General features: G+C 68.1%; 23 protein-coding genes. 9 read left to right on the top strand and 14 right to left on the bottom strand.

Annotated features, from left to right (window positions below; genetic code table 11):
• Nucleotides 1-8 precede the first annotated feature (8 nt).
• Nucleotides 9-1,445 (bottom strand): aldehyde dehydrogenase family protein, encoded by a 1,437-nt coding sequence (locus A9Z05_RS27055; RefSeq protein ID WP_069620805.1) that lies wholly within the window; start codon nt 1,443-1,445, stop codon nt 9-11.
• Nucleotides 1,446-1,694: 249 nt separating this feature from the next.
• Between A9Z05_RS27055 and A9Z05_RS27060 the strand changes: the two genes are divergently transcribed.
• The 3 genes from A9Z05_RS27060 to A9Z05_RS27070 all read left to right on the top strand — a co-directional run bounded on the left by A9Z05_RS27060 (nt 1,695) and on the right by A9Z05_RS27070 (nt 3,417).
• On the top strand, nt 1,695-2,060 hold the full coding sequence (locus A9Z05_RS27060; RefSeq protein ID WP_006488152.1) for a hypothetical protein: 366 nt from the start codon (nt 1,695-1,697) through the stop codon (nt 2,058-2,060).
• A 210-nt stretch (nt 2,061-2,270) separates the two neighbouring features.
• Entirely contained in the window at nt 2,271-2,822 is a 552-nt protein-coding gene (locus A9Z05_RS27065) for a hypothetical protein (protein ID WP_069620806.1), read from the top strand.
• A gap of 16 nt (nt 2,823-2,838) precedes the next feature.
• Nucleotides 2,839-3,417: a polysaccharide deacetylase family protein gene (locus tag A9Z05_RS27070; RefSeq protein ID WP_069620807.1), complete on the top strand. Its 579-nt coding sequence runs from the start codon at nt 2,839-2,841 to the stop codon at nt 3,415-3,417.
• A 12-nt stretch (nt 3,418-3,429) separates the two neighbouring features.
• On the opposite strand, the gene A9Z05_RS27075 is transcribed toward A9Z05_RS27070, so the two are convergent.
• On the bottom strand, nt 3,430-4,431 hold the full coding sequence (locus tag A9Z05_RS27075; protein ID WP_176730253.1) for a phosphotransferase: 1,002 nt from the start codon (nt 4,429-4,431) through the stop codon (nt 3,430-3,432).
• On the opposite strand from A9Z05_RS27075, the gene A9Z05_RS27080 reads away from it, so the two are divergent.
• Nucleotides 4,430-5,119 carry a cephalosporin hydroxylase family protein gene (locus A9Z05_RS27080; RefSeq protein ID WP_069620809.1) on the top strand — a complete coding sequence of 230 codons (690 nt, stop codon included), beginning with the start codon at nt 4,430-4,432 and terminating at the stop codon, nt 5,117-5,119. The two genes, A9Z05_RS27075 and A9Z05_RS27080, sit on opposite strands and share 2 nt — an antisense overlap.
• Here the strand turns inward: A9Z05_RS27080 and A9Z05_RS27085 are convergent.
• From A9Z05_RS27085 to A9Z05_RS27110, 6 genes are all read right to left on the bottom strand, one after another.
• Nucleotides 5,076-6,284 carry a glycosyltransferase gene (locus A9Z05_RS27085; protein ID WP_069620853.1) on the bottom strand — a complete coding sequence of 403 codons (1,209 nt, stop codon included), beginning with the start codon at nt 6,282-6,284 and terminating at the stop codon, nt 5,076-5,078. The genes A9Z05_RS27080 and A9Z05_RS27085 overlap by 44 nt on opposite strands.
• A 7-nt stretch (nt 6,285-6,291) precedes the next feature.
• Nucleotides 6,292-7,359, bottom strand: coding sequence for an asparagine synthase-related protein (locus tag A9Z05_RS27090; RefSeq protein WP_069620810.1), 1,068 nt, complete (start codon nt 7,357-7,359; stop codon nt 6,292-6,294).
• Nucleotides 7,356-8,234 carry a 4Fe-4S cluster-binding domain-containing protein gene (locus A9Z05_RS27095; protein ID WP_069620811.1) on the bottom strand — a complete coding sequence of 293 codons (879 nt, stop codon included), beginning with the start codon at nt 8,232-8,234 and terminating at the stop codon, nt 7,356-7,358. The genes A9Z05_RS27090 and A9Z05_RS27095 overlap by 4 nt, the downstream gene beginning before the upstream one ends.
• Nucleotide 8,235: 1 nt before the next feature.
• The gene (locus tag A9Z05_RS27100) at nt 8,236-9,234 is read right to left on the bottom strand and encodes a phosphotransferase enzyme family protein (RefSeq protein ID WP_069620812.1); all 999 of its coding nucleotides are present in this window, start codon (nt 9,232-9,234) and stop codon (nt 8,236-8,238) included.
• Nucleotides 9,235-9,984 carry an FkbM family methyltransferase gene (locus A9Z05_RS27105; protein WP_069620813.1) on the bottom strand — a complete coding sequence of 250 codons (750 nt, stop codon included), beginning with the start codon at nt 9,982-9,984 and terminating at the stop codon, nt 9,235-9,237.
• Nucleotides 9,985-10,219: 235 nt separating this feature from the next.
• Nucleotides 10,220-11,812, bottom strand: a complete 1,593-nt coding sequence (locus A9Z05_RS27110; RefSeq protein ID WP_069620814.1) for an ABC-F family ATPase — start codon at nt 11,810-11,812, stop codon at nt 10,220-10,222.
• 170 nt (nt 11,813-11,982) lie between these two features.
• Here A9Z05_RS27110 and A9Z05_RS27115 point away from each other — a divergent pair, with 170 nt between their 5' ends.
• Nucleotides 11,983-12,435, top strand: a complete 453-nt coding sequence (locus tag A9Z05_RS27115; RefSeq protein WP_069620815.1) for a lipocalin-like domain-containing protein — start codon at nt 11,983-11,985, stop codon at nt 12,433-12,435.
• A 93-nt stretch (nt 12,436-12,528) separates the two neighbouring features.
• Here the strand turns inward: A9Z05_RS27115 and A9Z05_RS27120 are convergent, their stop codons facing one another.
• Nucleotides 12,529-14,817 (bottom strand): AsmA family protein, encoded by a 2,289-nt coding sequence (locus A9Z05_RS27120; RefSeq protein WP_069620816.1) that lies wholly within the window; start codon nt 14,815-14,817, stop codon nt 12,529-12,531.
• Between the two features lie 152 nt (nt 14,818-14,969).
• Between A9Z05_RS27120 and A9Z05_RS27125 the strand changes: the two genes are divergently transcribed.
• A complete protein-coding gene (locus A9Z05_RS27125; RefSeq protein WP_069620817.1) occupies nt 14,970-15,671 on the top strand; it encodes an ATP-binding cassette domain-containing protein in 702 nt (233 codons plus the stop codon).
• On the top strand, nt 15,668-16,471 hold the full coding sequence (gene fetB, locus A9Z05_RS27130) for an iron export ABC transporter permease subunit FetB (protein WP_069620818.1): 804 nt from the start codon (nt 15,668-15,670) through the stop codon (nt 16,469-16,471). Before A9Z05_RS27125 ends, fetB begins: the two co-directional genes overlap by 4 nt.
• Before the next feature lie 31 nt (nt 16,472-16,502).
• Here fetB and A9Z05_RS27135 read toward each other — a convergent pair whose 3' ends face one another.
• The 3 genes from A9Z05_RS27135 to A9Z05_RS27145 form a co-directional block, all read right to left on the bottom strand.
• Nucleotides 16,503-16,976 carry a PliI family lysozyme inhibitor of I-type lysozyme gene (locus A9Z05_RS27135; RefSeq protein ID WP_069620819.1) on the bottom strand — a complete coding sequence of 158 codons (474 nt, stop codon included), beginning with the start codon at nt 16,974-16,976 and terminating at the stop codon, nt 16,503-16,505.
• A gap of 224 nt (nt 16,977-17,200) precedes the next feature.
• Nucleotides 17,201-17,752 carry a DUF6013 family protein gene (locus tag A9Z05_RS27140; RefSeq protein ID WP_069620820.1) on the bottom strand — a complete coding sequence of 184 codons (552 nt, stop codon included), beginning with the start codon at nt 17,750-17,752 and terminating at the stop codon, nt 17,201-17,203.
• A 163-nt stretch (nt 17,753-17,915) separates the two neighbouring features.
• Nucleotides 17,916-18,932 (bottom strand): zinc-binding alcohol dehydrogenase family protein, encoded by a 1,017-nt coding sequence (locus A9Z05_RS27145; protein WP_069620821.1) that lies wholly within the window; start codon nt 18,930-18,932, stop codon nt 17,916-17,918.
• 124 nt (nt 18,933-19,056) lie between these two features.
• On the opposite strand from A9Z05_RS27145, the gene A9Z05_RS27150 reads away from it, so the two are divergent.
• Nucleotides 19,057-20,007: a LysR family transcriptional regulator gene (locus tag A9Z05_RS27150; RefSeq protein ID WP_069620822.1), complete on the top strand. Its 951-nt coding sequence runs from the start codon at nt 19,057-19,059 to the stop codon at nt 20,005-20,007.
• Between the two features lie 168 nt (nt 20,008-20,175).
• The gene (gene serB, locus A9Z05_RS27155) at nt 20,176-21,021 is read left to right on the top strand and encodes a phosphoserine phosphatase SerB (RefSeq protein ID WP_069620823.1); all 846 of its coding nucleotides are present in this window, start codon (nt 20,176-20,178) and stop codon (nt 21,019-21,021) included.
• A gap of 86 nt (nt 21,022-21,107) precedes the next feature.
• Here the strand turns inward: serB and A9Z05_RS27160 are convergent, their stop codons facing one another.
• Both A9Z05_RS27160 and A9Z05_RS27165 read right to left on the bottom strand, forming a co-directional pair.
• Nucleotides 21,108-22,289, bottom strand: a complete 1,182-nt coding sequence (locus tag A9Z05_RS27160; protein WP_069620824.1) for a cystathionine beta-lyase — start codon at nt 22,287-22,289, stop codon at nt 21,108-21,110.
• A 113-nt stretch (nt 22,290-22,402) separates the two neighbouring features.
• Nucleotides 22,403-22,945, bottom strand: coding sequence for a hypothetical protein (locus A9Z05_RS27165; RefSeq protein ID WP_069620825.1), 543 nt, complete (start codon nt 22,943-22,945; stop codon nt 22,403-22,405).
• Nucleotides 22,946-23,023: the final 78 nt, after the last annotated feature.

Consider the following 23,023-nt stretch of genomic DNA (forward strand, 5'->3'; position numbering starts at 1 on the left):
GAAAACGCTCAGGCCGGCTTCGCGGGCTTCAGCTGCATCGATTTGTATTCGAGGTATTCCTCGAGCCCGTACACGCCATTCTCGCGGCCATGCCCCGACTGCTTGAAGCCGCCGAACGGCGCGGCGCCGTTCCACGCGCCGCCGTTGATGTCGACCTGCCCCGTGCGGATGCGGCGCGCGACGCGCATCGCGCGTTCGTCGCTGCCGGCCCACACCGCGCCGCCGAGCCCGTACGGCGAATCGTTCGCGATCCGCACGGCCTCCTCTTCGTCGCGATACGTGATGATCGACAGCACCGGCCCGAAGATCTCCTCCTGCGCGATCGTCGCTTTCGGATCGACGCGGCCGAACACGGTCGGCTTCACGAAGAAGCCCTTCTCGAGCCCTGCCGGCAACCCGGTGCCGCCCGTCACGAGTTCCGCCCCTTCGTCGATCCCGCGCTGGATGTACGCCTGCACGCGCTGCTGCTGCGCGGCCGACGCCAGCGCGCCGAGACGCGTCGTCTCCTGCCGCGGGTCGCCCGCGACGTACGTTTCGGCCGCGGCCTTCGCGATCTCGCGCGCTTCGTCGTAGCGGGCTTCCGGCACCAGCATCCGTGTATGCGCGGAGCAGGTCTGGCCCGCGTTCAGATAGCACGCGTTGACCGTGCCCTTCACCGCCGTCGCGAAATCGGCGTCGTCGAGGATCACCGACGCCGACTTGCCGCCCAGCTCCAGCGCGACGCGCTTGACGCCCGCGGCCGCCAGCTCGGCCACTCGCTTGCCCGCGCGCGTCGAGCCGGTGAACGACACCATGTCGACGTCCGGATCGGTGGCCAGCACCTCGCCGACGACCGGGCCATACCCGCACACGAGATTGAACACGCCGGCCGGCAGCCCGGCCTCGTGGATCGCTTCGGCGAGCATGAACGCGTTGAGCGGCGCGACTTCCGACGGCTTCAGCACCACCGTGCAGCCGGCCGCGAGCGCCGGCGCGACCTTCAGCGTGATCTGGTTGAGCGGGTAGTTCCACGGCGTGATCGCCGCGACGACGCCGACCGGCTCGCGCACCACGAGCGAATTGCCGACCCGCGCCTCGAATTCGAACGATTCGGCGAGCTTCGCGTACGCCTTCCAGTTATAGACCGGCCCGCCGACCTGGATCGCGCGCGACAGCTTGATCGGCATGCCGACCTCCCCGGTGATCGACTGCGCGAGTTCCTCGCTGCGCGCCTGCAGACGCTCGACGATCTTGCGCAGGTAGCCCGCGCGCGTCGCGGCCGGCGTGGCCGCCCACGCGTCGAAGGCCGCGCGCGCCGCGCGGATCGCGTCCTGCGCGTCGGATGCGACGCCCTCGGGAATCCGGCCGATCACGGCTTCGGTGCCCGAATCGATCACGTCGATCGTGCCGGCGCCGGCCGGTTTGCGCCATGCGCCGTCGATGTAGAACTGGTCGTAGATTTTCATCGTTTCCGCCTCCAGGGAAGCCGACATTCTAGCGAGCGTTTCGGCGGCTGGTGTGACGAATGACAGCCATCCGAAAGGACCGGCGCGCCGTCGCGCCACGCGCGGCCGGCGCCGCACGCTTCGGGCCGCCGTCACGTCAGCATCCGCCCGGGTGCGCGGCCGGGCCCGCATCGTGCTATGTTTTTAATATCGGCATCGGCCCATCGCGGCCGGCGCCGCCCGGAATCGACGCACTTCGTGAGCGCTGCCATGTCCGACGCATCCCATACCCTCGGCTCGCAAGACCGCCTGGAGCTGCTTTGCTGGCTCACCTGCGGCAATCTCGGCGCGTTTTACCTGAACGAATCCTGGCCGGACGCCGCGTTCCAGGTCCAGGCCGCGCACCGGTGGCTCGACCGTCATCACCGCCAGGCCGACTGGCTCTCGGTCGCCCGGCTCGCGGCGCTCGCGCAGGACATCGCGAAGCGGCATGCGGGCTTCGTCGACGCGTCGTGGGCGCGCGACGCGGTCGAGGAAATCGTCGATACCGACGATCTCGACTATCGGGCCAAACTCGTGCAGTGGGTATACGAAGACTGCTGCAAGGCGCTCGCCGACAAGCGGCTGGCCGATTGAGCCGCACCGGCGCCGCCGGTGCGCGGGTCGCCGCATCGCCCGACGCAACGCCCTTTTCGCCGTGATAGCCGTGACGGCCGTGACGATTGCCGGGGTACGGTGCATGCGCGCTCCCCCGGCGCCGACACGCGCGAAGCGTCATAGAATCGTCGTCGCCGGCCGTTCGGCCGCTGCGGCCCGACCTCAATCTCGAACATGAAGGACACTCGCGTGGCGCTCGCCCATCGACTTCTGCTGATCGCCGGCGCATCGGCCGCGCTGACGGCCGGCGCCGCCGGTGCGGCGCCCGCAGCCACGGCGGCCGCGGCCTGTGCATCGCCCGCGTTCGACCGTTATCCGGCGCCGCCCGCCGTCGCCCGCGCGCCGCGCACACCGGCTGCCGCGCCTCGGCTCACCCGCAACGAAGCGCGCCTGTACCGCACCGTCATTCGCGACGCGTTCGCGCAACCGGCCAACTTTGCCGGTCACTACCGCGTCGCTATCTGGGGTTGCGGAACGGATTGCCGAAATTTCGCGATCGTCGACAAGGACACGGGCGCGACGTACACGATGCCCGGCGTGAAGGCCGTCTCGGGCGTGATGGGCAACGACGACGAGCGCGTCGGCTTCCGCGCCGGCAGCAGGCTGCTGATCGTCGCCGGCTGCTTCAACGACGATTGCGGCGGCGGCAACGCGAAAGCGGCCCGATTCTTCTACGAATGGACCGGCACCCGGCTGCGTCCGGCCGGCACGTGTCCGCTCGCCATCGAGCCGGTTCAGTGAACGGCCCGGGCGCCCCATGACATCCATTCACCTCAGTTTCGACGACGGCCCCGGCCCCTCGACGCCCGCGCTGCTCGACGTGCTGCGCGATGCGTCGTGCACGGCGACCTTCTTCGTGCTCGGCAAGCACCTGCCGGGCGCGCGCGACGTCGCGACGCGAATCGCGCGCGAAGGCCACCGGCTCGGCAATCACACCTATTCGCATGCGAAGCCCGGCGCGCTCGCGGATGCCGCACTGATCGACGAAATCGACACGACCGATGCGCTGATTCGGGACGTCTATCGCCGCGCCGGCGTGGCCGCGCCGGACGCGATCCCGCTGCGGCTGCCGTATGGGTTGATGCCGCACGACGATCGCGCCGCCGTGCTCGCGCGCCTGCAACGCGATCACACGGGCTGGACCGCGATACTGGACGACTGGCAGCGGCCGGCGCCATCGCCGCAGGCGCTGTTCGACGCGATGTGCGCGCATGTCGACGCCTGCATGGCGCAGCATCGCGACGTGCTGTTCTGCCTGCACGACGGATCGCGGCACGGCGACGCGCGGCCCGACACGGTCGAAGCCGTGCGGCTGTTCCTGAACCGGCAACGCTGACGCGACGGCCGGCTAGCCCGCAGGCGCCGCGCCGTCCAGTAACTGGCGCCAGCCGCCGAGGAATCCGATACCGGGCCCCGGCATCCACAGGCCACGCTGCGCGGCCTCGAGATGAATCAACGTCTGGTCCGCGCAGAACAGCATCATCAGCGTGTCGCGGTTGTCGCGCAGCCAATCGGGCGCCGTATCCGGCCGCGTCGCGGTATAAGCGTGCAGGCAGGCCGCCCATCGCCCGCGGTCGAACACGAAGCGGTCGTCCCGGTCCGCATCGCGCGATAGCGCGAACGACGCAAAGGCCGCCTCGAGCCATTGCGCCCCCTGCCCCACATCGTCGAAATCGAGCACGCCGTTCACCGCGTTGCCGACATACAGCAGGTTGCCCGCGTGATAGTCGCCGTGCAGCCAATGCACGAGCCCCGTGAGCCACGACGACGCCGCATCGAGATGTGCGCCGATCCGCCGGATCACCGTGTCGTAGTCGTCGTGCAAGTCGGCCGGCAGCGACGGCATCGCGCGCGCCGCCACGCGTGCATGACGTGCGGACAGCCACGCGAGCGGCGCTGCTTCGCTCGCGGGTATCGCGGCCAGCGCCGTATGCAGATGCGCGAGCGTGCGCATCGCATCGATCGCCCCCGCGTGCGGGTCGTCCGGCAGACCGGGACGGCCGTCGATATGCTCGAACAGATGCAGCCAGCCTCCGTCAGGCGTCTGCACGCCGGTTTGTGCATCGACGGTCGGCCGCAGTCGCGGCAGCGCGGGCAGCCGCGGCGCGGCCCGCACATCGACGCGATGGCCAAGATGACCGAGTATCGACGCCTCGCACCGCATCTGCTCGACCGGCTTGCCGGCCCACGACACGCGCAGCACCGTCCGCCCCGCATCGCACTCGACGAGATAGGTTTTGTTAGTATGGCCCGACGCCAGCGCCTGCAGGCGCGCCGGGCCGATGTCCCAGTACCGGTGAAGCCACGGTTCCAGCGTTTTCACGTCACTCCTACTCGTTGCATTGACCATGTCAGAGCGTCCTTCGGCCCGCATGCGGGACATCAACATCGAATGGCTGACGCGCGCCGCCGAATTCGGCCATCTGTTCCAGACCCGCTGGCTCGGCGAGCGCTTCTTCCATCTGCCCGGCGACATGCTCGCGCTCCAGGAACTGATCTGGCGCGAGCGCCCCGACTGCATCGTGCAGACCGGCATCGCGGCGGGCGGCGGCGTGGCGTTCACCGCGTCGATGCTGGAACTGGCGGGCAACGAGGGCCGCGTCGTCGCGATCGAACCGCGCTTGCGCGACGAGGTCCGCCAGCGCCTGCACTCGCACCGGCTCGCCCATCGCATGGTGCTGATCGAAGGCGAATCGTGCGCGGCCGATACGCTCGCCTCGGTGCGTGCGCAGATCCACGACGGCGCGCGCGTGATGGCGATCCTCGATCTCACGCATACGCACGCGCACGTGCTGCGCGAACTCGAATGCTATGCGCCGTTCGTGACGCCCGGCAGCTACGCGATCGTGATGGACACCATCATGGAGTACCTGCCCGAGTCGATGTTCGACGGCAAGCCGTACGGCCGCGGCAACAATCCGGCCACGGCCACACGCGAATTTCTCGCCCGCGACGACCGGTTCGACATCGACCACGACATCGAGGACCGCGTACTCATGACGCTGTCGCCAGGCGGCTTCCTGAAGCGAGTGCGCTGATCAGGCGGGCGGCTTGCGCGGAGCCGTCGCACGCGGCATAGCTGTCGCGGATCCGCGCCGCCTGCTCGCGCAGCGATCCGGGACGCAGCAGGCGTTCGAGCGCATCGGTAATGGCCGCGACGCCGGCCTGCTGCAGATCGAGCACGCAGCCCGCGCCGGCCCGCTCGACGAAGTGCGCCGAATGAAACTGGTCGTTGCAGAACGGCGACAGCAGCATCGGCACGCCGCACGCCAGCGACTCCATCACCGAATTCGCGCCGCAGTGGCTGACGAACGCGCGCGTGCGCCGCAGCAGCGCCAGTTGCGGCACGTAACGCACGGCGATCACGCGTTCGTCGCCGGCCGGCAGCAGATCCGAATCGACCAGTTCGCCGACCGACAGCACCAGTTGCGCGGACGTCGCACCCGTCGCGTCGATGACCTTCGCGAACACCTCCGGGTGGTAGTAAAGCTGGCTGCCGAGCGACATGTAGACGAGCGGGCGATCCGCGTCCAGGCGCTCCCATGGAAATGCCGTCTCGTCGCCGCGCGGGCCCGACGGCATCGCAGGGCCGACCAGCTCTACACCGCGCGGCGGCGCGCCGACCAGCGCGTCGGTCGTGAACGCGAGCGTCAGATGCGGCGACAGGATGTCGCAACCGCGAAAGCGTGCGTCGAGGCCGTAGCGCGCGAACAGGCGCGTGCGTTCCGGTTCGAGCCAGCGCACCGTGCGCAGCAGTTCCGAATCGAGATCGTCCGGCAGCACCGGATTCAGCGAATTCGACATCGACACCCACGGCAGCCCTTCCAGCTCGGCCGCAATCGCCGCCGCATACAGCAGCGGGTCGATCACGACCACGTCGGGCTGCCATTCGCGCAGCACCGCGCGGATGCCGTCCACCTGTGCGGGCGCGAGGTCGATCAGCAACGTGCGGATCCAGTGCCGCAGCCAGTCGGCGTCGCGAATGTTCGCGGCGAAGCTCGCGCCGCGCGACAGATCGTGGCGCTCGGGCGTCTCGCGCGGCCCGACGAACGCGAAGTCGCCGGCGCCGTCGAGCTGTGCGCTGATGTCGGCCGGCGCATAGAACGCGACGTCGCAGCCGGTCGCGCGCAGGTGCTGGGCCGGGCCGATGCACGGATTGACGTGGCCCTTCTCGGGCACCACGCAGAACAGGATGCGTTTCATGAGCGGCTCAGACCGGGCGATGCGCGGCATCGGGATGAAGGCGATCGAGATGATCGAGGATCAGTGTCAGCGTCGTCCACAGCACGCGTTCGGTATCCGTCTGCAAAGCGGGCGCGGCAAGGCCGAGCGCGTCGGCCAGCGCATGCGTGCGGTCGCGATCGAGCAGCGTCGCGAGATCCATCGCCGGCGCGAGCCGCCCGCGCTTCGGGCCGTGCACGAGACGCTCCGGCAGGTTCAGGCGCGCCCCGAGCTCGCGCAGGCACTGCTTGTTCGGGTCGGGCGCCATGCTCGTCAGATGCGCGACGACGGCGGCGTCGACGAACGGCGGATGCAGATCGACCGACGCGGCGTCGAACAACGCGTGGCACAGCGGCAGATAGTTGGCCGACCGGTCGCGGCGCAACACCTGGTCCGCGCCGTCGCCGGTAATCGCCACCTCGACGCCGTCCGCCGCCATCGCGTCGGCCAGCAACAGCTTCGCGACCGGATGCAGATTGAACATCGGCTCCTCGACCGCGTGGGTCGTCCTCGGCAGCGCCGCGATGAAATCGGCCTCGTTCGCGCGCACGATCTTCACGTTCGCCTGCATCTGCGCGGCGAGTTCGAGCGCCGCGTCGCGTTCGCAGTAATCGGGCATGTCGGTCGCGAGGACGTAGGCCGTCACGTGCCGCAATGCGCCGAGTTCGCGCAGCAACGCGAGCAGCAGCGCCGAATCGAGCCCGCCGCTCAGCGCCAGCGCGACGCGCTTGCCGCTGTCGAGCGCGCGTTGCAGCGACGCGCGCAGCACGGCGTCGAGATCGGCATGCTGCGGCCGCTCGGGCGCCCCCTGCACCGTCAGCCCTTCCGGCGATCGGATCAGTGCGTGGCCGGGCGGCACCGCGAGCACGTCGCACAGCACGGTGCGGCCGATGAGGCGCCCGCCGCTCAGGTAGCCCGCGATGGCGGCCGTGTCCGGCGCGCCGGCCGGTTGCCCCGACGCCCGCAATACCGCGCGGATGCCGGACGCCGACACGCCGCTGCGCGGATGGTAGTGCAGACGATCGAAACCGAACGGGTCGCGCGTGCCGACGATCATGGATAACGAGCCTTCAAGGTATTCACTTCAATGCGTTTCAGGATGCGATGCGGCGCCACCGGCGCGCTGCCGCCCTGGCAATGCAGGCAGGCTTCGAGCGGCGTCTCGCGTTGCAGATAGGCGAGCATCGCGTCGAGCATGCCCGCGTCGTCGCGCAACGCCAGGCCGTCGGCCTGAAAATCCTTCTCGCCCTTGTACAGCGTATGGAAATGCGCGGGGCGCGTGCACGTGTAGAACATGCCGTCGCGAATCATATGGCAGCGCTCGCGGATCCAGCAATCGTGATACAGGCGCCGGGCTTCATCGCGATCCGTGCCGGGCTGCGCGCGGTTCATCGTCGTGAATACGTCCTGGATCTTCCAGTTCAGCCGTACGTCGAAGCGCGCGGCCTGGCGCTCGACATGCGTGATCAGGTCGGCGGAAAGCGCGGGCTTCGGATAGCGCGAGATCGTCAGTGCATCCACTGCTTGCCAGAACGCGTCGGGCATCTCGCCGAGCTTCAGCCCGTTCGTCGTGACCGAGATCACGGGCGCGATGCCGGTGCCGCGCACGCGTTGGACGAGTTCGACCAGCGCCGGATGCAGCAACGGTTCGCCGCCGACCAGCTTGAACATGCGTGGACGCAACACCTTCGCCGCCTTGCGCAGATCGGCTTCGATCGATTCGGGGCTCGCGTACCACTCCGGCAACAGCGGCGACAGCGAGCAGCATTCCGCGCAGGTCAGGTTGCAGTGATCGACGATATGCGCTTCCAGCGAGCGCGTCTGGACGCGCCCGTCCTCGACGCGGTAATCGCGATCCAGCGGCGGCGGAAACACATGCTGCCGCTCGCCGGCTCGCGACGGATTCGGGGTCTCGTTCGGATTCGCACTCACATCAGTGTCCTGTTTCCACGCAACGGGAAAAGAAATCGATCAGACGGCCGCGCGCGTCCACCATCGCGGATGCCATCGTCACCGCGCCGTTCAGGTGCGACGCGAAGCGCGACGGATCGTCGAGCCAGCCTTGCACGATCCACAGCTTGAGCGCGTGCTGCACGCATGCGGCATCGACCGCCCACGGGATGTGCGCCGGGTTCACCGGCCGCACGCGCCGGTACGCACGCACGAACGCTTGCGCAAGGCGCGGCGCTTCCAGCGGCAAATGATTCAGGCAGCGCACCAGCTCGTATTCGCGCGGCGCGGCGATCGACGCTTCCCAGTCGACGATCAGCGGCGGCAGCGTGCCCGTGAACAGATAGTTGAACTGGTTGTAGTCGTTGTGGATCGGATGCTGCGGATCGTCGGCCGGAAACGCATCGATGCTGCCCGGATAGTAGCGGTCGAGCATGCGCAGCGCGAGATCGACATAGCGGCGCAGGTTCGTGGAGGCGGCGGCGCTCGCATCGGCTCCATCGAGTGCATCCAGCAGACTGCGGCGTACCGCATCCGCGTCGATCGAGGTCAGCCGCGCGCGGATCGTATCGAGCGACGGCAGTTGCAATCGTTCGAGACTCAGGTGCAACGCGGCCAGGCTCGCGCCGAGCGCGTCCCATTCGGTTGGTGAAAAGGTATCGTAGGTTTTGAATTGCCCGGCTTCCCAGCGCGTCAGCATCGCATGCGAATGCTGCCCCGACCACAGCGACGCACCGGACGTCGTGCGCTCGAGCGTCTGCACATGGAAACGCGTATCGCCATGCGTTTCCAGATGCGCGAGGACAGCGGCTTCCTTGACCGCACGCGCATGGTGTTCAAGCGCATAGAGCTTGACCGCCACACCCGCGCCGCCGTCGGCCGGCAGATGCCACACCCGTTCGCTGACCTGCGTCGGCGGCCCGCCGCGACCGAGCCCGTAGGCGTCGCGAATCTCGTCGAAGGTGACGGCGAGCACATCCATTCAGATGTGCTCGGCCGGCCCATGCCGATACGGATGACCGGTCAGGAACGTGTTGTGTCCGACGTAGCGCAGCTTGTACATCGCCGGCCGGAACAACACCGACGGATCGTTGTTCGCGATGCCGAGCAGCGGGTACAGGTCGTGCCGCACGAAAAACGCGTTGTTTCCCATGTCGTCGCAGCAGACGAGTTCATAGCCTTTCTGGCGGCCGAGGTGCACGAGCGATTCGAGGCTCGCGCCGTAATAGGTCGAGCCGTCCCATTCGTGGTCGGGATTGAAGCACATGACCCAACGCTCGGGCGGCGTGTAGTACGGGTTGTATTCGATCACGACGATGCGCGGCTGGAACGCTTGCAGCCCACGCCACACCCAGTAGTCGTTGCCGTCGATGTCGATCGACAGCAGGTCGAAGTCGGTCGGTACGTTCGCATCGGCGAGCAGTTGATCGACCGTATCGGGTTGGATGCGATCGTGGCGCAGCCGGACACGCTCCGCGCCCGCGTAATGGGCGGCAAGCTTGCCGAAGCGGTATGCGCTGCCTTCGACGAGTACGCCTGCCCAATCCTGTTCGCGCAGCAGCCGCGCGGTGTTGCTGTTGCGCAGGCCGTCGCTCGCGCCGATATCGACGCAGAAACGGTTGGTCGGCGTGATCCGCTCCATCAGGCGCGACAGGATGCCCTCCTCGGTGCCCTGCGCGTACAGGCTGGGCGCAAGGCCGGACAGGTCGAGCGGGAGAGGATGGTCCTGCATCGAAGACGGCTCCGGAGACGAAATGGGGAATGATGGGTGGCGTTGGGTGGGTAATTTACCTGAAGTCGATTAAGCAGAGGAAACTGGAATGCGCGGCGCGGGCCGGTTTTGCCGTGGGGAAATGAAAAAGCCCGCATCGACATTGCTGTCGATGCGGGCTTTTAGCGCTTCTGGCGGTCCGCTCCGCGCGGTGAGGCCTAAATTGGACCCACGACCGGAGAAAACCTCAGGGTACTTACTCCTGCCCTTGACTCGCCAGGAATTCCTCATAATTCCCGCCGAAGTCGAACAACGTCCCGTCCGTCTTCACCTCGATGATCCGGTTCGCCAGCCCGCTCACGAACTCACGGTCGTGCGACACGAAAATCAGCGTGCCTTCGAACTGCTCGAGCGCGATCTGCAGCGACTCGATCGATTCCATGTCCATGTGGTTGGTCGGCTCGTCCATCAGCAGCACGTTGTGGCGGCCGAGCATCAGCTTGCCCCAGATCATGCGGCCCTTCTCGCCGCCCGACAGCACCTTCACCGACTTCCTGATGTCGTCCGACGAGAACAGCAGGCGGCCCAGCGTGCCGCGCACCATCGTTTCGTCGTCGCCGTCCTTGCGGTACTGGTCGATCCAGTCCATCAGCGTGATGTCGTTCGGGAATTCCTCGTACGTGTCCTGCGGCATATAGCCGACGTTCGCGTTCTCGGACCACTTCACCGTACCGTGATCGAGCGGCAGCGCGCCGAGCAGCGAACGCAGCAGCGTCGTCTTGCCCGCGCCGTTCTCGCCGATGATCGCGATGCGCTCGCCCGGCTGCACCGACAGGTTGAAGTTCTGGAAGATCGTGCGCTCGTACTTCTTCGTGATCTCTTCGGCGACCACCGCGACGTTGTGCAGCTTCTTGTCGAACTCGAAACGGATGAACGGGTTCTGGCGCGACGACGGCTTGAATTCCTCGATCTTGATCTTGTCGATCTGCTTCGCGCGGCTGGTGGCCTGGCGCGCCTTCGACTTGTTCGCCGAGAAGCGGCGCACGAAGTCCTGCAGTTCGGCCACGCGTTCCTTGGCACGCGTATTCGCCGCGGCCTGGCGCTCGCGCGCCTGTGCCGATGCGAGCATGTAGTCGTCGTAGTTGCCCGGCCAGACCTTCAGCGTGCCGAAGTCCATGTCGGCCATGTGCGTGCACACCGAGTTCAGGAAGTGACGATCGTGCGAGATGATGATCATCGTCGAGTTGTACTCGTTGAGCGTCTGCTCGAGCCAACGGATCGAGTTGATGTCGAGGTTGTTGGTCGGTTCGTCGAGCAGCAGCACGTCCGGCTTCGAGAACAGCGCCTGCGCGAGCAGCACGCGCAGCTTCCAGCCCGGCGCGACGTCGGCCATCGTGCCGTTGTGGAACTTCTCCTCGATGCCGATGCCGAGCAGCAGCGCACCCGCGCGCGCTTCGGCGTCGTAGCCGCCGTATTCGGCGAACTTGCCTTCGAGCTCGGCCGCGTGCATGTAGTCGTCGTCGGTGGCTTCCGGGTTCGCGTAGATCGCGTCACGCTCGGTCATCGCGGCCCACATCTCGGTGTGGCCCATCATCACGACGTCGAGCACGCGCACGTCTTCGTACGCGAACTGGTCCTGGCGCAGCTTGCCGAGGCGGACGTTCGGCTCCAGCGCGACGTTGCCGGCGCTCGGCTCGAGGTCGCCGCCGAGGATCTTCATGAAGGTCGACTTGCCACAGCCGTTCGCGCCGATCAGACCGTAGCGGTTGCCCTCGCCGAATTTGACCGAGATATTCTCGAACAAGGGCTTCGGCCCGAATTGCATCGTGATGTTGGCAGTAGAAAGCACGGCAGGTCCCGTTAAGAGAGAAATCGACGGAAAACCGTGTATTTTAGCAGGTGTCGGAGAAACTGCCGACCGCCCCGCCCCGACGGCCTATTCGCGGCTCTCACGCCCGCCGCCGGGCGGCCCGTCAACATGACGGCACGCGCGTCACCGCCGTCTCACCGGAGCCCCGCATGCTCGCCAGCCAGCTTCGCGAACAACTCGTCGGCGCATGGCGCCTCGTGTCGTACGAAATCCGCCCGCGCGACGGCAGCACCGTCACCTATCCGCTCGGCCGCGACGCGCGCGGCTGGATCCTCTACACGCCCGACGGCTACATGTCCGCGCAGCTGATGGCGGCCGGCCGTCCGCCCTACGCGGACGGCGACCTGCAGGGCGGCAGCGTCGAGGAGCGCGCGGCCGCGGCGCACGGCTACATCGCGTATTCGGGCCCCTTCAACGTCGACGACGACGGCACGTTGACCCATGAAATGGACGTCAGCCTGTATCCGAACTGGATCGGCAACGTCCAGCAGCGTGTCGTCAGCCTGGACGGCGACCGGCTGCAGCTCGGCACCGCAGAACCGGTGCGGATCGCCGGCCGGGAGGTCGAACCGGTGATCGTCTGGGCACGCGCGCGCCGCTGAGCGCGCTGGCAGCGCAGCGCGGCCGGCGCTCAGCGGGGCGCGGCAACGACGCCGAGGCCGCACGGTGGCGCATGCCGCTCCCGCAATTGCGCGTCACTTGCCGGCCTTCGCCGCCCCCTTCTGCGCCGCCTTGGCCTTCAACTGGCCGAACAGTTCGGAGCACGGCACGTCGCGGTTGTTGCTCGGCGCGATCAGCGGGATCAGCGCCGCGAACGGGTTGATCAACCCGAGTCCGACCATCGCGCCGGCGCGCAGCGCGAGCGCGCCTGCATCGACGCCGACCTTCGGGTTCTTGAACGTGCCCTTCGCATACAACGGCGAGCGCAGCGAGAAGATCCGGAAGCCCTTCGTGTGCGGATGGATCTTCAGGTCGATTGATTCGTCGCGCAGGTTGATCGGGCCGTCGACGTTGATCAGCGCATCGTCGGTATCGAGCGCGAACACCTTCGGGTCGAGCATGCCGTCGGTCGCCACGAAGTCGATCGCCGCGCAGTTGATGTTGACGTCGCGGTTGCCGAACAGCTTCTCGTAGACGACGTTCGCGACGTTCAACCCCGCAGCCTCCATCAGCAAGCGGCTGATGCGGCCGTTGGTGATCAGCGCCTTCACTTCGCCGGTCGACGTCGCCGCGAGCGCGGCCGGCGAATTGCCCGTCGCCGACAGCGACGCATCGCCGTTGATTTCGCCGAGGGCCGTCTGCATCACCTTCTGCGTCGGGAACAGCTGCTTGAGCTTCAGATGCCGCGCGGCCAGCGTGAAGCGGCCCTTGAGCGGCGTGCGGCTGCCGTCGAGATGCGCATTCGTCGCGAGCGTGCCGCCCGCGACGCCGAACTGCAGCGGCTCGAGCGTCAGCACGCCGTCCTGCAGCAGGATATGCGTGTACAGGTCGGTGATCGGCAACTGCGGGCTCTTGATCAGCTTGCGGCCGGTGAACTTCACGTCCGCATCGATCGCGCTCCACCGTTCGGTGCGGAACGCCGCGACCGGCAGCACGCGGTCCGGCGGCTGGCGCGTCGTGTCGCCGCGCTTCTTCTTGCTCGCGGCCGAGTCGGCGCCGATCACCGGCGCGAGGTCAGAGAATTGCAGCAGGTTCGACACGAGCTCGCCCGACAGCTTCGGACGCGGCACGCGCTGCGCCCAGGTGAGCGTGCCGTGGAGATCGCTGCCGCCGACGCGCCCGTTGAAGTTCTCGTAGCGGAACGTGCTCGCGTTCTGCCTGAAGTTGCCGATCAGGCGCCCTTCGGTCGCGTAAGGCGGCGTATCGGGCAGCGTGATGCCGGTGAGCTGGTAAAGGTGCGACATCGACGTGCCCTGCAGCCACAGCCGCAGGTCGAGCGCCGCGAGATGCCTCGGGTCGGTCAGCGTGCCGACGATCGCGAGCCGCGTATCGCCGGCCTTCACGTCGGCCTGCAGCGGAAACGGCCGCGTCGTGTCCTGGATCGCGAGCACGCCGCCGACCTTCCCGGTGCCGCTGACCGGCACGTTCTTGTAGCGGCCGTCGACCTTCAGCCCGAACGCATAGGTCGGGCCGGACGGCTTCGCGGGCGCCGCGGCTCCGCTCGCGCCGGGCGCGGCAGCGGCCGCCGACGCGGAAGAAGCGGACGAACCCGACGATGCGGAAGCAGCCGCCGCAACGGCACTCGCCGCCGACGCACCCGAAGCCGCAGCCGCACTCGCCCCCGATGCCCCCGACGCGGCTTGCGCATCGGCCTTCGCGCCCAGTTGTGCGGCGCCGTGCTTGCCGACGCGCTGCGCCGACGCCGCACGCGACGTCTGCTCCTGTTCTTTCAACACGTCGCCGAGCGGAATCGGCTGGCCGAGCGTATCGATCGCGACGGTCAGGTCGGCTTTCGTGATGGCGTCGCGGTACGTAACGGTGCCTTTCGCGAACCCGAAGCTGTCGAGCCGCACCTTCCACCGCGAAGGCTGCGACGATTGCTTGAACTGGAAGGTCCACGTATTGCTGCCGTCCGCGCGCCGCTCGAGATCGACGGCAGGATTGACGACGTCGATCGAAGGGATGACGATTTCATGCGCCAGCAGCGGCAGGAGCGCGAGATCGAAGTGCGCGGCATCGAGCGTGACGAACTTGGGCGCCTGCGCCCAGTCGGGATTGCCGATCTCGAGTTGCGTGGCCGAGAAGCTCGGCCAGGGTACCCATGCACGCCAGCCGGTCTCGCCCTCGGGACGACGCCAGCCGACCTTGAGATCGCCGTTGATCGCAAACGGGCGACCGAGCGCGGTACTCACCTGTTCGTTGACCCACGGTTTCGCGCGGTTCCAGTCGAACGTGAAGATAAAGATGCCGGCCGCCGCGATGAGCACCGCGACGATACCGACGATCCATGCAGCCGATTTGCCGATGGCTCGGGTTAGCGTCATGGCGGTTCCGTTGTTGTTCTGAAGCGTTGCCGCACCATGCCGGGCCGCTTGCGTGGACGAACGGCGCACGACAACTGCGGCTTTTCAATAGGTATTATGGCGCACGAGATGGCGGCCTTTCGGCGCCATTAACGCTTTTTTTCACTTTTGACATGACCTCGCCCACCGGCCTCATCGACGCACAGCACATCACGCGGCGCGACGCCAGCAGCGGCAAGACGCTGCTCGCCCCGACCGATTTCAGCCTCGCCGCGGGATCGCGAATTGCTATCACCGGACCATCCGGGTCGGGCAAGAGCGTGCTGCTGCGCGCGCTCGCGCTGCTCGATCCGCTCGACGGCGGCCACCTCCTGTGGCGCGGCCGCCGGATCCGGCGCAGCGCGATTCCGCGCTACCGGCGCAGCATCGCCTATGTCCGCCAGCGCCCCGCGCAGATGGACGGCAGCGTCGAATCGCAATTGCGCTACCCGTACTCGCTCGCGATCTATCGCGACGTGGCGTTCGATCGCGCCCGCGCCGAAGCGCTCGCCGCGCAGGCCGGCCGCGGCGCCGATTTTCTCGACAAGCGCGCGAGCGATCTGTCCGGCGGCGAAGCGCAGATTACCGCGCTGCTGCGCGTGCTGCAGCTCGATCCGGACGTGCTGCTGCTCGACGAGCCGACCTCCGCGCTCGATCCCGAATCGGCGCGCGCGATCGAAGCGCTCGTCGGGGCGTGGTTCGACGCGGCGCCCGATGCCCGCGCCTACATGTGGATCTCGCACGATCCGGCCCAGGCCGCGCGGATCGGCACGATGCGGCTCGTGATGCAGGCCGGCGTGCTGCACGCGGCCGCCCCGACGGAGGCTGCGCAATGAGCCCGGCACTGCAGGACTTGAGCCTCGTCGACGTCGGCATCGCCGCCGCGCTCGTCGCCGTCAACGGCGCGATCTCGGCGGCGCTGTCGCTCGGCCTCGGCCGCAAGCTCGCGCTCGCGGCGGTGCGCACCGTCGTGCAGTTGCTCGCGATCGGCTACGTGCTCGGCTGGGTGTTCGGCCATCCGCACTGGTACGTCGTGCTGCCGCTCACCGCGCTGATGACACTGATCGCCGGTTTCGCCGGCGCGGGACGCGGCAAGCGCACGTACCGCGGCCAGCGCATCGACAGCATCGCGTCGATCTGGTTCAGCAGCTGGTTCGTCGCGGCGGTCGGGCTGTTCGTCGTGATCCGCATCCATCCGTGGTTCGCGCCGCAATACGCGATTCCGATCCTCGGGATGATCCTCGGCAATACGCTGACGGGCGTGTCGCTCGGCGTCGAGCGGATGATGGAAGAACTCACGGCGCGCCGCGATCGCGTCGAGACCGCCCTCGCGCTGGGCGCGACGCGCTGGGAAGCCGCGCAGGACGCCGCGCGCCAGGCCGTGCGCGCGGGCATGCTGCCGACGCTGAACCAGATGGCGGTGGTCGGCGTCGTGAGCCTGCCGGGCATGATGACGGGCCAGGTGCTGGCCGGCCAGTCGCCGCTGCAGGCCGTGCGCTACCAGATCGTGATCATGTTCCTGATCGCGGCGGCCTCCGCGCTCGGCACCGTCGGCGCGGTGCTGCTGACCTATCGCCGGCTGTTCTCGGCCGATCACCGCTTTCTCGCGGCGCGGCTCGAAGAGCGCACGCACTGACGCGCGGCGGCACATCGGGCGATCGGCGCGATCAGTGCGCGCCGCGTCGCTTGCCGATTGCCTGCCGAAGGGCGGCCGCGATATTCGCGTCGGGCGCGAGCCCGTCGACCGATGCGACGAGCCGCACCGCGCGCGCCGTCGACACATAGGCCTGCGCGCCGACGTAGCCGCCGCTGCCGGCCGAGCGCGTGGTCACGACGAGCGCCTGCGGCGCGCGTACGCCGAGATTGGCCGTGTACGCATCGGCGACCGTGCCGTCGCGCGCATGCAGCGTGCCGGTCACGTAATCGTCGGTATCGAAGCCCGGGGCGGCATGCGCGGTCGAATACACGCGCACCGCGTAGCTGCCGGTCGAGCACGGTTCGAGTGCGCCGCTCGACACCACGGCCACCTGCTGTCGCGACGATAGCTCGACCTTCTTCACGAAACTGCACTCGTCGGCCGCATGAGCGTGCGCGGCGACGAACGCGATGGCGGACAGCAACGCACGCATTCGAAGTTTCATCGGGGTGTCGTGACGGAAAGGAAAGGATGCGGGCGAGCATAACGTGACATCCGCATGACGTCACGCATCGCCTTTGCACGGTCGGCGCACCGCGCCGCGAAGCAGATGGCGAAAACGCACGGCAACGGCGGCGCGGCACGACCTGCTCGCGTGCCGCCCTGCTCGCTCCGCCGATCGAACCGGTTGCGCGCGCACCGGACGAAACGCCGGCCCGCGCGCGCCGCTCAGTGCTTGATCGACACCGTTACCTTGGTGCCGTCGCTCATCGTCACGGACTTGGACCCGCCGTTGGTCGGAAGCGACACCCACTTCACCTGGCTCACCGACACGACGTCCGGACACTGCAGCGACTTGCCGCCGGCCGTCACGCTGCGCGTGCCCTTCGGCGCGGCTGCCTGGAAGCTCAACTGCACGTTGGCGACACCCTTCGCGTCGACCGACGGCGCGAGCCGCACCTGGGTCTGCCGCACCATCGCGCCGTTCGCGTCGCGCGGCAGATTGTCGGCGTTCGGGCAGCCGTCCGGCATCGCGACCGCGCCGCTCGGCGGCACCGACTTCCAGTTGAAATCGTCCGTCTCGCCCGAGCGGATCTTGCGGGTCTCCTGCGCATTGCCGAAGGTCTTCGAGTCGACCTTGACGGTGTATTCGAGCTGTCCCGTACCGCCGCCCTTCAGGCTGCCCTTGACCGGCGGCGCCGCGAATACGCTCGCGCTGACGCACGCCGCCGCGAACACGACCGACCACGATGCGGCGACCGACAAGCTGCGTTGGCTCATGCTGACCTCCTTGTCATGCGGCGGCACGCGCGTGCCGCGCGGTTTTAGATGCATGATGCGTTGCCAGTCTACCGCCAAGCGGGATGCAATGCGCCGCGAACGCATCGGGTGTTACCCCGCTTGCGTTCGCGGCGCCGCCACCTTATTGACGCGCGCTGCCGGCTCAGAAACCGCTCAGCACGAGCTTGCCGATCGCGCGCCCGCCCTCGAGCATCCGGTGCGCGCGCCGCACGTTCTCGGCATTGATCGTGCCGAGCTGTTCGCCGAGCGTCGTGCGCAGCGTGCCGCCGTCGACGAGCCGCGCGACCTCGCTCAGGATCTTGTGCTGCTCGATCATGTCCGGCGTCTCGAACATCGCACGCGTGAACATGAACTCCCAGTGAAATGCGGCGCTCTTCGCCTTCAGCAATTCGACCGGCACCGGCTTCGCGTTCTCGACGATCGTGCAAATGCCGCCCTGCGGCCGGATGACTTCCGCCGCGGCCGGGAAATGATGGTCGGTGTCGTTGAAGATCAGCACGTAGTCGACGCTCGGATGGCCGGCCTCGCGCAACTGCGCCGGCAGGTCGCCGAAATGGTCGACCACCGCATCCGCGCCGAGCGTGCGCACCCATTCGGCCGATGCCGGCCGCGACGCGGTCGCGATCACGTGCAGCTTGCCGAGCGTCTTCGCGAGCTGGATCGCGATCGAGCCCACGCCGCCCGCGCCGCCGATGATCAGCACCGACTTGCCGGCGTCCGCGCCCTGCGGCGACACGCGCAACCGGTCGAACAGCGCTTCCCACGCGGTCAGCGCGGTGAGCGGCAGCGCGGCCGCCGCCGCGAAGTCGAGCGTGCGCGGCTTCAGCGCGGCGATCCGCTCGTCGACCGCGTGGAATTCGCTGTTCGCGCCGGGCCGCGTAATGCTGCCCGCATAGAACACTTCGTCGCCGGGCCGGAACAGCGTGACGTCGGCGCCGACCGCGACGACCGTGCCGGCCGCATCCCAGCCGAGCACGCGCGGCGTCTCCTCGACCTGCGGCTTCGGCGCACGCACCTTGGTGTCGACCGGGTTCACGGAAATCGCGTCGACTTTCACGAGCAGATCGCGCGGGCCCGGCACGGGCTGCGGCAGTTCGACGTCGAGCAACGCTTGCGGGTCGTCGATCGGCAGATAACGGGTCAATCCAACGGCTTTCATCTCGATACTCCTTTCAGGGAATCCGGCAGGCTGCGGCGCAACCTCCATGCGTGCCATCGTAGGCAACCCGATCATTCGAGAAAACCGCTATATTTCCTGAAACATTTTCAGGAATTTCAGAATAATGACGTCTGATCCCAGCCCGGATCCCATTCCCGCGCCCGACAAGCCGCTCGACCTGCTCGACGTCGCGCTGTTCGTGCGCGCGGCGCTGCTCGCGAACGTCAGCGCGGCCGGACGCGAATTCGGCGTGTCGGCCGCGGTCGCGAGCGCACGCATCGCGCAGCTCGAACGCCAGCTCGGCGCGCGGCTGCTGCACCGCACCACGCGCCGTATCAGCCTCACGCAGGACGGCGAAATCTTCATGGCGCGCGCCGACGCGCTGCTGGCCGCGGCCGACGCCGCGCGCGCGTCGGTCGGCCGCGGTCGCAGCGAGCCGTACGGGCGGCTGAAGGTGTCGATGTCGTCGTCGTTCGGCCGCCAGCACGTCGCGCCGGTGATTCCGGCGTTCCTGCGCCGCTACCCGTCCGTGTCGCTCGATCTGCGGCTGTCCGACGAGATCGTCGATCTCGTCGACGACGGCTACGACGTCGCGATCCGCCTCGGCGCGCTGAAGGATTCGACGCTCGTCGCCCGCAAGCTCGCCACCAACCGCCGCGTGCTGTGCTGCTCGCCCGCCTATCTCGCCGAACGCGGCATGCCGCGCCACCCGGCCGACCTGACGCAGCACGAGTGCGTGATCCTCGGCGACCAGCGCGACTGGTCGTTCGCGACGCCGCAGGGCCCGCTCACGGTGCGGGTCGGCGGCCGGCTCGTCGCGAGCAACGGCGAGGCGATCCGCGAAGCGCTCGTCGACGGCTTCGGGATCGCGATCAAGTCGACCTGGGACGTCGGCCCGCTGCTCGCGAGCGGCGCGCTCGTCACGGTGCTCGACGACTACCCGTTCGCGGACGACGTCGCGATCTGGGCCGTCTATCCGAGCCGCGCGCACGTACCGCTGAAAACGCTCGCGTTTATCGCGTTCCTGGCCGAGCACTTCGGCGATCCGCCGTACTGGGATCGCGCAAACGGGTGAGCACCGCCGTACCGCGCCCGGTTTCGCGCCGGCACCGGCCGCCACGCACGGCCAACCGGCTACAATGGCGCGTTCGCGACGCACTGGCCCGCAGCCGCACGGGGCCCGCGCGCGCAGCGGCCGCCCGTGGGCCGCGCACGTCATTCATTCGCTTCCCAACCACTCGTCATGACCCACAATCTCGTCATCCAGAGTCTTGCGCCGCTGTCGGACGCCCATCACAAACCGCTGCTCGCGCTGTCGCGCGGCTCCCGCGTCGTGCAGACCGACGATCACGCGCTGCGCATCGAAAACGCGAGCCCGGCGCAACGCCTCGACATCGACGCGTACTGCGGCACGCACGCGCTCGACTTCGGCTTCGTCGAGGCCGGCCGCACGCTCGGCGATTTCGGGCTCGCGGTGATGGACATGGATTCGACGCTGATCACGATCGAATGCATCGACGAGATCGCCGATTTCTGCGGGCTGAAAACGCAGGTTGCGGAGATCACCGAAGCAGCGATGCGCGGCGAGATCCGCGATTTCAACGAAAGCCTCACGCGCCGCGTCGCGCTGCTGGCCGGGCTCGACGCGCACGCGCTCGAGCGCGTGTACGAAGAACGGCTGCAACTGTCGCCGGGCGCAGAGACGATGCTGGCTGGGGTGAAGGCCGCCGGCCTGAAGACGCTGCTCGTGTCGGGCGGCTTCACGTTCTTCACCGAGCGGCTGAAAGCCCGCCTCGGCCTCGACTACGCGCACGCGAACACGCTCGAGATCGTCGACGGCAAGCTCACCGGCAAGGTGCTCGGCGAGATCGTCAACGCCGACGTGAAGGCGCGCCTGCTGCGCGACACGTGCGCGTCGCTGGGCCTCGAGCCGAGCCGCGCGATCGCGATGGGCGACGGGTCGAACGACCTGAAAATGATGGCCGAAGCCGGGCTGTCGGTCGCGTTCCACGCGAAGCCCGTCGTGCGCGATGCGGCGACGGTCGCATTCGACCATGTCGGCCTCGACGGGCTGCTGCGCCTGTTCTGATCCCGCGGCACCGTCAATGAAAACGCCGGCGCGATATCGCATCGCGCCGGCGTTTCGTTTTTGTGCCGGACGTTGCCGGCGCGCGATCAGCCGAGCGTGGCCTGCATCGCGCGCTCGATGTCGGCGCGCAAATCCGCTTCGTCTTCCAGGCCCACGTAGAAACGCACCAGCGTGCCGCGATGCGGCCAGTCCGGACGCATCGACGCGACGTCGTAAGGCATCGCGAGGCTGCACGCGCCGCCCCAGCTCCAGCCGATCGCGAACAGCTCGAGCGACTCGACGAAACGGTCGATCTGCTCCGCGCTGTAGCGTGCGTCGAACACCACCGAGAACAGCCCGCCCGCGCCCGTGAAATCACGCATGAACGACGCATGCCCCGGGCAGTCGGCGATCTGCGGGTGCAGCACCGTCGCGATCTCCGGCCGCGCCTTCAGCCACTGCGCGAGGGCGAGCGCGCTCTTGCTGTGCGCATCGAAGCGCACCTGCATGCTCGGCAGGCTGCGCAGCACGAGCGAGCAATCGTCGACCGACACGCCGATCCCGCAGCGCATCCGCGCGAGCTTCAGCTTCGCGTGCAGTTCCGCGTTCGCGGTGATCGTCGCGCCCATCAGCACGTCGCTGCCGCCCGACTGGTACTTGGTCAGCGCCTGCACCGAAATGTCGACGCCGTGCGCGAACGGCTTGAACGCGAGCCCCGCGGAAAATGTATTGTCGATCGCGGTGACGATGCCGCGCGCCTTCGCGGCCGCCGTGATCGCCTGCACGTCGGGCACTTCCATCGTCACCGAGCCCGGCGCTTCGAGCCAGATCAGCCGCGTGTTCGGCTGGATCAGCTCGGCGATGCCGGCGCCGATCAACGGATCGTAACCACGCACGGTGATGCCGAAATCGTTCGCGAGCCAGTTGCCGAAATCGGCGTTCGGGCCGTACACGTTATGCGGAATCAGCACGTCGTCGCCTGCTTTCACGATCCCGAAGTAGACGTTCATGATCGCCGCGAGACCCGATGGCTGCAGCAGCGCGTGCGTGCCGCCCTCGATCTCGGCGAGCCGCTGCGCGAGCGCGAGCGACGTCGGCGTTGCGTGCAGCCCGTAGCGCCACTGGTTGTCGTCGTGCCAGACCAGCGCGCGCATCGTCGCGAGATCGGGGAACACGACCGTCGACGCGCGCGCGACCGGCGGCACGAACGAACGGAAGCCTTCCGGAATGACGTCGTCGGGTTGAACGATGCGGGTTTGCAGCGCGCGCTTGGGAGTGGATGCAGTCATGACTGGGGGCCGGGCACGAGGCCGTTCGGTTGCGGAATATGTCGTTAGAGTAGCCAAAATCGGCGCGCTTGGCCCGGTACAATGCGCGCCGCGCGCACCGAGCCAGCACGCGCTCAGTCGTCGGTACGCAGGTTGACGACGCCGCCCACCGTCTCGATTTCGCGCACGCGGCCATCGCGCACCTGCAGCGCCGCGCGCTTGCCCGGCGCCAGGTGCAGCACGACCGGCTGCGGATCCGATTCGTCCGAATTCATCCGGTCGGCCTTCAGGTCGCCCGCCGCGTCGAAGCGGCCGATCCACACGCCGGTGATGTTCGTGCCGTCGTTCGACTCCTCGATCTCGAGCGTATCGCCGTCGCGGTCGCCCGCGAGCAGCACGACTTCGCCCGTGTCGGCGAACTGGTATTCGCCGTGCACGCCTTCCTCGTCCGTCTTCGGCCCGAGATGCACGACGATCGGCCGATCGCCGAGCGTGCCTTCGTAGCGCGGCAGGCGGGCAAACTCGGGATTCGGCTTCAGCGGCCGCGCCGGCGCCGGCTCATCCTGCTGCACGCCTGGTGCGACCGCCTGCGCGGCGACCACTGTCGGCATCGCGATGCCCGCCATCAGCGCACCGGCGACGACGAGCGCCCGGTGCCATTCCGAATATCGACCCACCTCGTGTTGCTCCTTGCTTCAGATTTGCCCGACCATCGCGGACCGTGCCGGGCCGGGGCCCGGTTCCTGCATGACCGC

Source organism: Burkholderia sp. A2, from assembly GCF_001729305.1.
GTDB classification, from domain to species: domain Bacteria; phylum Pseudomonadota; class Gammaproteobacteria; order Burkholderiales; family Burkholderiaceae; genus Burkholderia; species Burkholderia sola.

Excerpts from the sequence above, each read along its gene's own strand:
- A9Z05_RS27055 (WP_069620805.1), bottom strand. The coding sequence starts at position 1,445 with ATGAAAATCTACGACCAGTTCTACATCGACGGCGCATGGCGCAAACCG.
- A9Z05_RS27060 (WP_006488152.1), top strand. The coding sequence starts at position 1,695 with ATGTCCGACGCATCCCATACCCTCGGCTCGCAAGACCGCCTGGAGCTG.
- A9Z05_RS27070 (WP_069620807.1), top strand. The coding sequence starts at position 2,839 with ATGACATCCATTCACCTCAGTTTCGACGACGGCCCCGGCCCCTCGACG.
- A9Z05_RS27080 (WP_069620809.1), top strand. The coding sequence starts at position 4,430 with ATGTCAGAGCGTCCTTCGGCCCGCATGCGGGACATCAACATCGAATGG.
- A9Z05_RS27075 (WP_176730253.1), bottom strand. The coding sequence starts at position 4,431 with ATGGTCAATGCAACGAGTAGGAGTGACGTGAAAACGCTGGAACCGTGG.
- A9Z05_RS27085 (WP_069620853.1), bottom strand. The coding sequence starts at position 6,284 with ATGAAACGCATCCTGTTCTGCGTGGTGCCCGAGAAGGGCCACGTCAAT.
- A9Z05_RS27090 (WP_069620810.1), bottom strand. The coding sequence starts at position 7,359 with ATGATCGTCGGCACGCGCGACCCGTTCGGTTTCGATCGTCTGCACTAC.
- A9Z05_RS27100 (WP_069620812.1), bottom strand. The coding sequence starts at position 9,234 with ATGGATGTGCTCGCCGTCACCTTCGACGAGATTCGCGACGCCTACGGG.
- A9Z05_RS27105 (WP_069620813.1), bottom strand. The coding sequence starts at position 9,984 with ATGCAGGACCATCCTCTCCCGCTCGACCTGTCCGGCCTTGCGCCCAGC.
- A9Z05_RS27115 (WP_069620815.1), top strand. The coding sequence starts at position 11,983 with ATGCTCGCCAGCCAGCTTCGCGAACAACTCGTCGGCGCATGGCGCCTC.
- A9Z05_RS27120 (WP_069620816.1), bottom strand. The coding sequence starts at position 14,817 with ATGACGCTAACCCGAGCCATCGGCAAATCGGCTGCATGGATCGTCGGT.
- A9Z05_RS27125 (WP_069620817.1), top strand. The coding sequence starts at position 14,970 with ATGACCTCGCCCACCGGCCTCATCGACGCACAGCACATCACGCGGCGC.
- fetB (WP_069620818.1), top strand. The coding sequence starts at position 15,668 with ATGAGCCCGGCACTGCAGGACTTGAGCCTCGTCGACGTCGGCATCGCC.
- A9Z05_RS27135 (WP_069620819.1), bottom strand. The coding sequence starts at position 16,976 with ATGAAACTTCGAATGCGTGCGTTGCTGTCCGCCATCGCGTTCGTCGCC.
- A9Z05_RS27140 (WP_069620820.1), bottom strand. The coding sequence starts at position 17,752 with ATGAGCCAACGCAGCTTGTCGGTCGCCGCATCGTGGTCGGTCGTGTTC.
- A9Z05_RS27145 (WP_069620821.1), bottom strand. The coding sequence starts at position 18,932 with ATGAAAGCCGTTGGATTGACCCGTTATCTGCCGATCGACGACCCGCAA.
- A9Z05_RS27150 (WP_069620822.1), top strand. The coding sequence starts at position 19,057 with ATGACGTCTGATCCCAGCCCGGATCCCATTCCCGCGCCCGACAAGCCG.
- serB (WP_069620823.1), top strand. The coding sequence starts at position 20,176 with ATGACCCACAATCTCGTCATCCAGAGTCTTGCGCCGCTGTCGGACGCC.
- A9Z05_RS27160 (WP_069620824.1), bottom strand. The coding sequence starts at position 22,289 with ATGACTGCATCCACTCCCAAGCGCGCGCTGCAAACCCGCATCGTTCAA.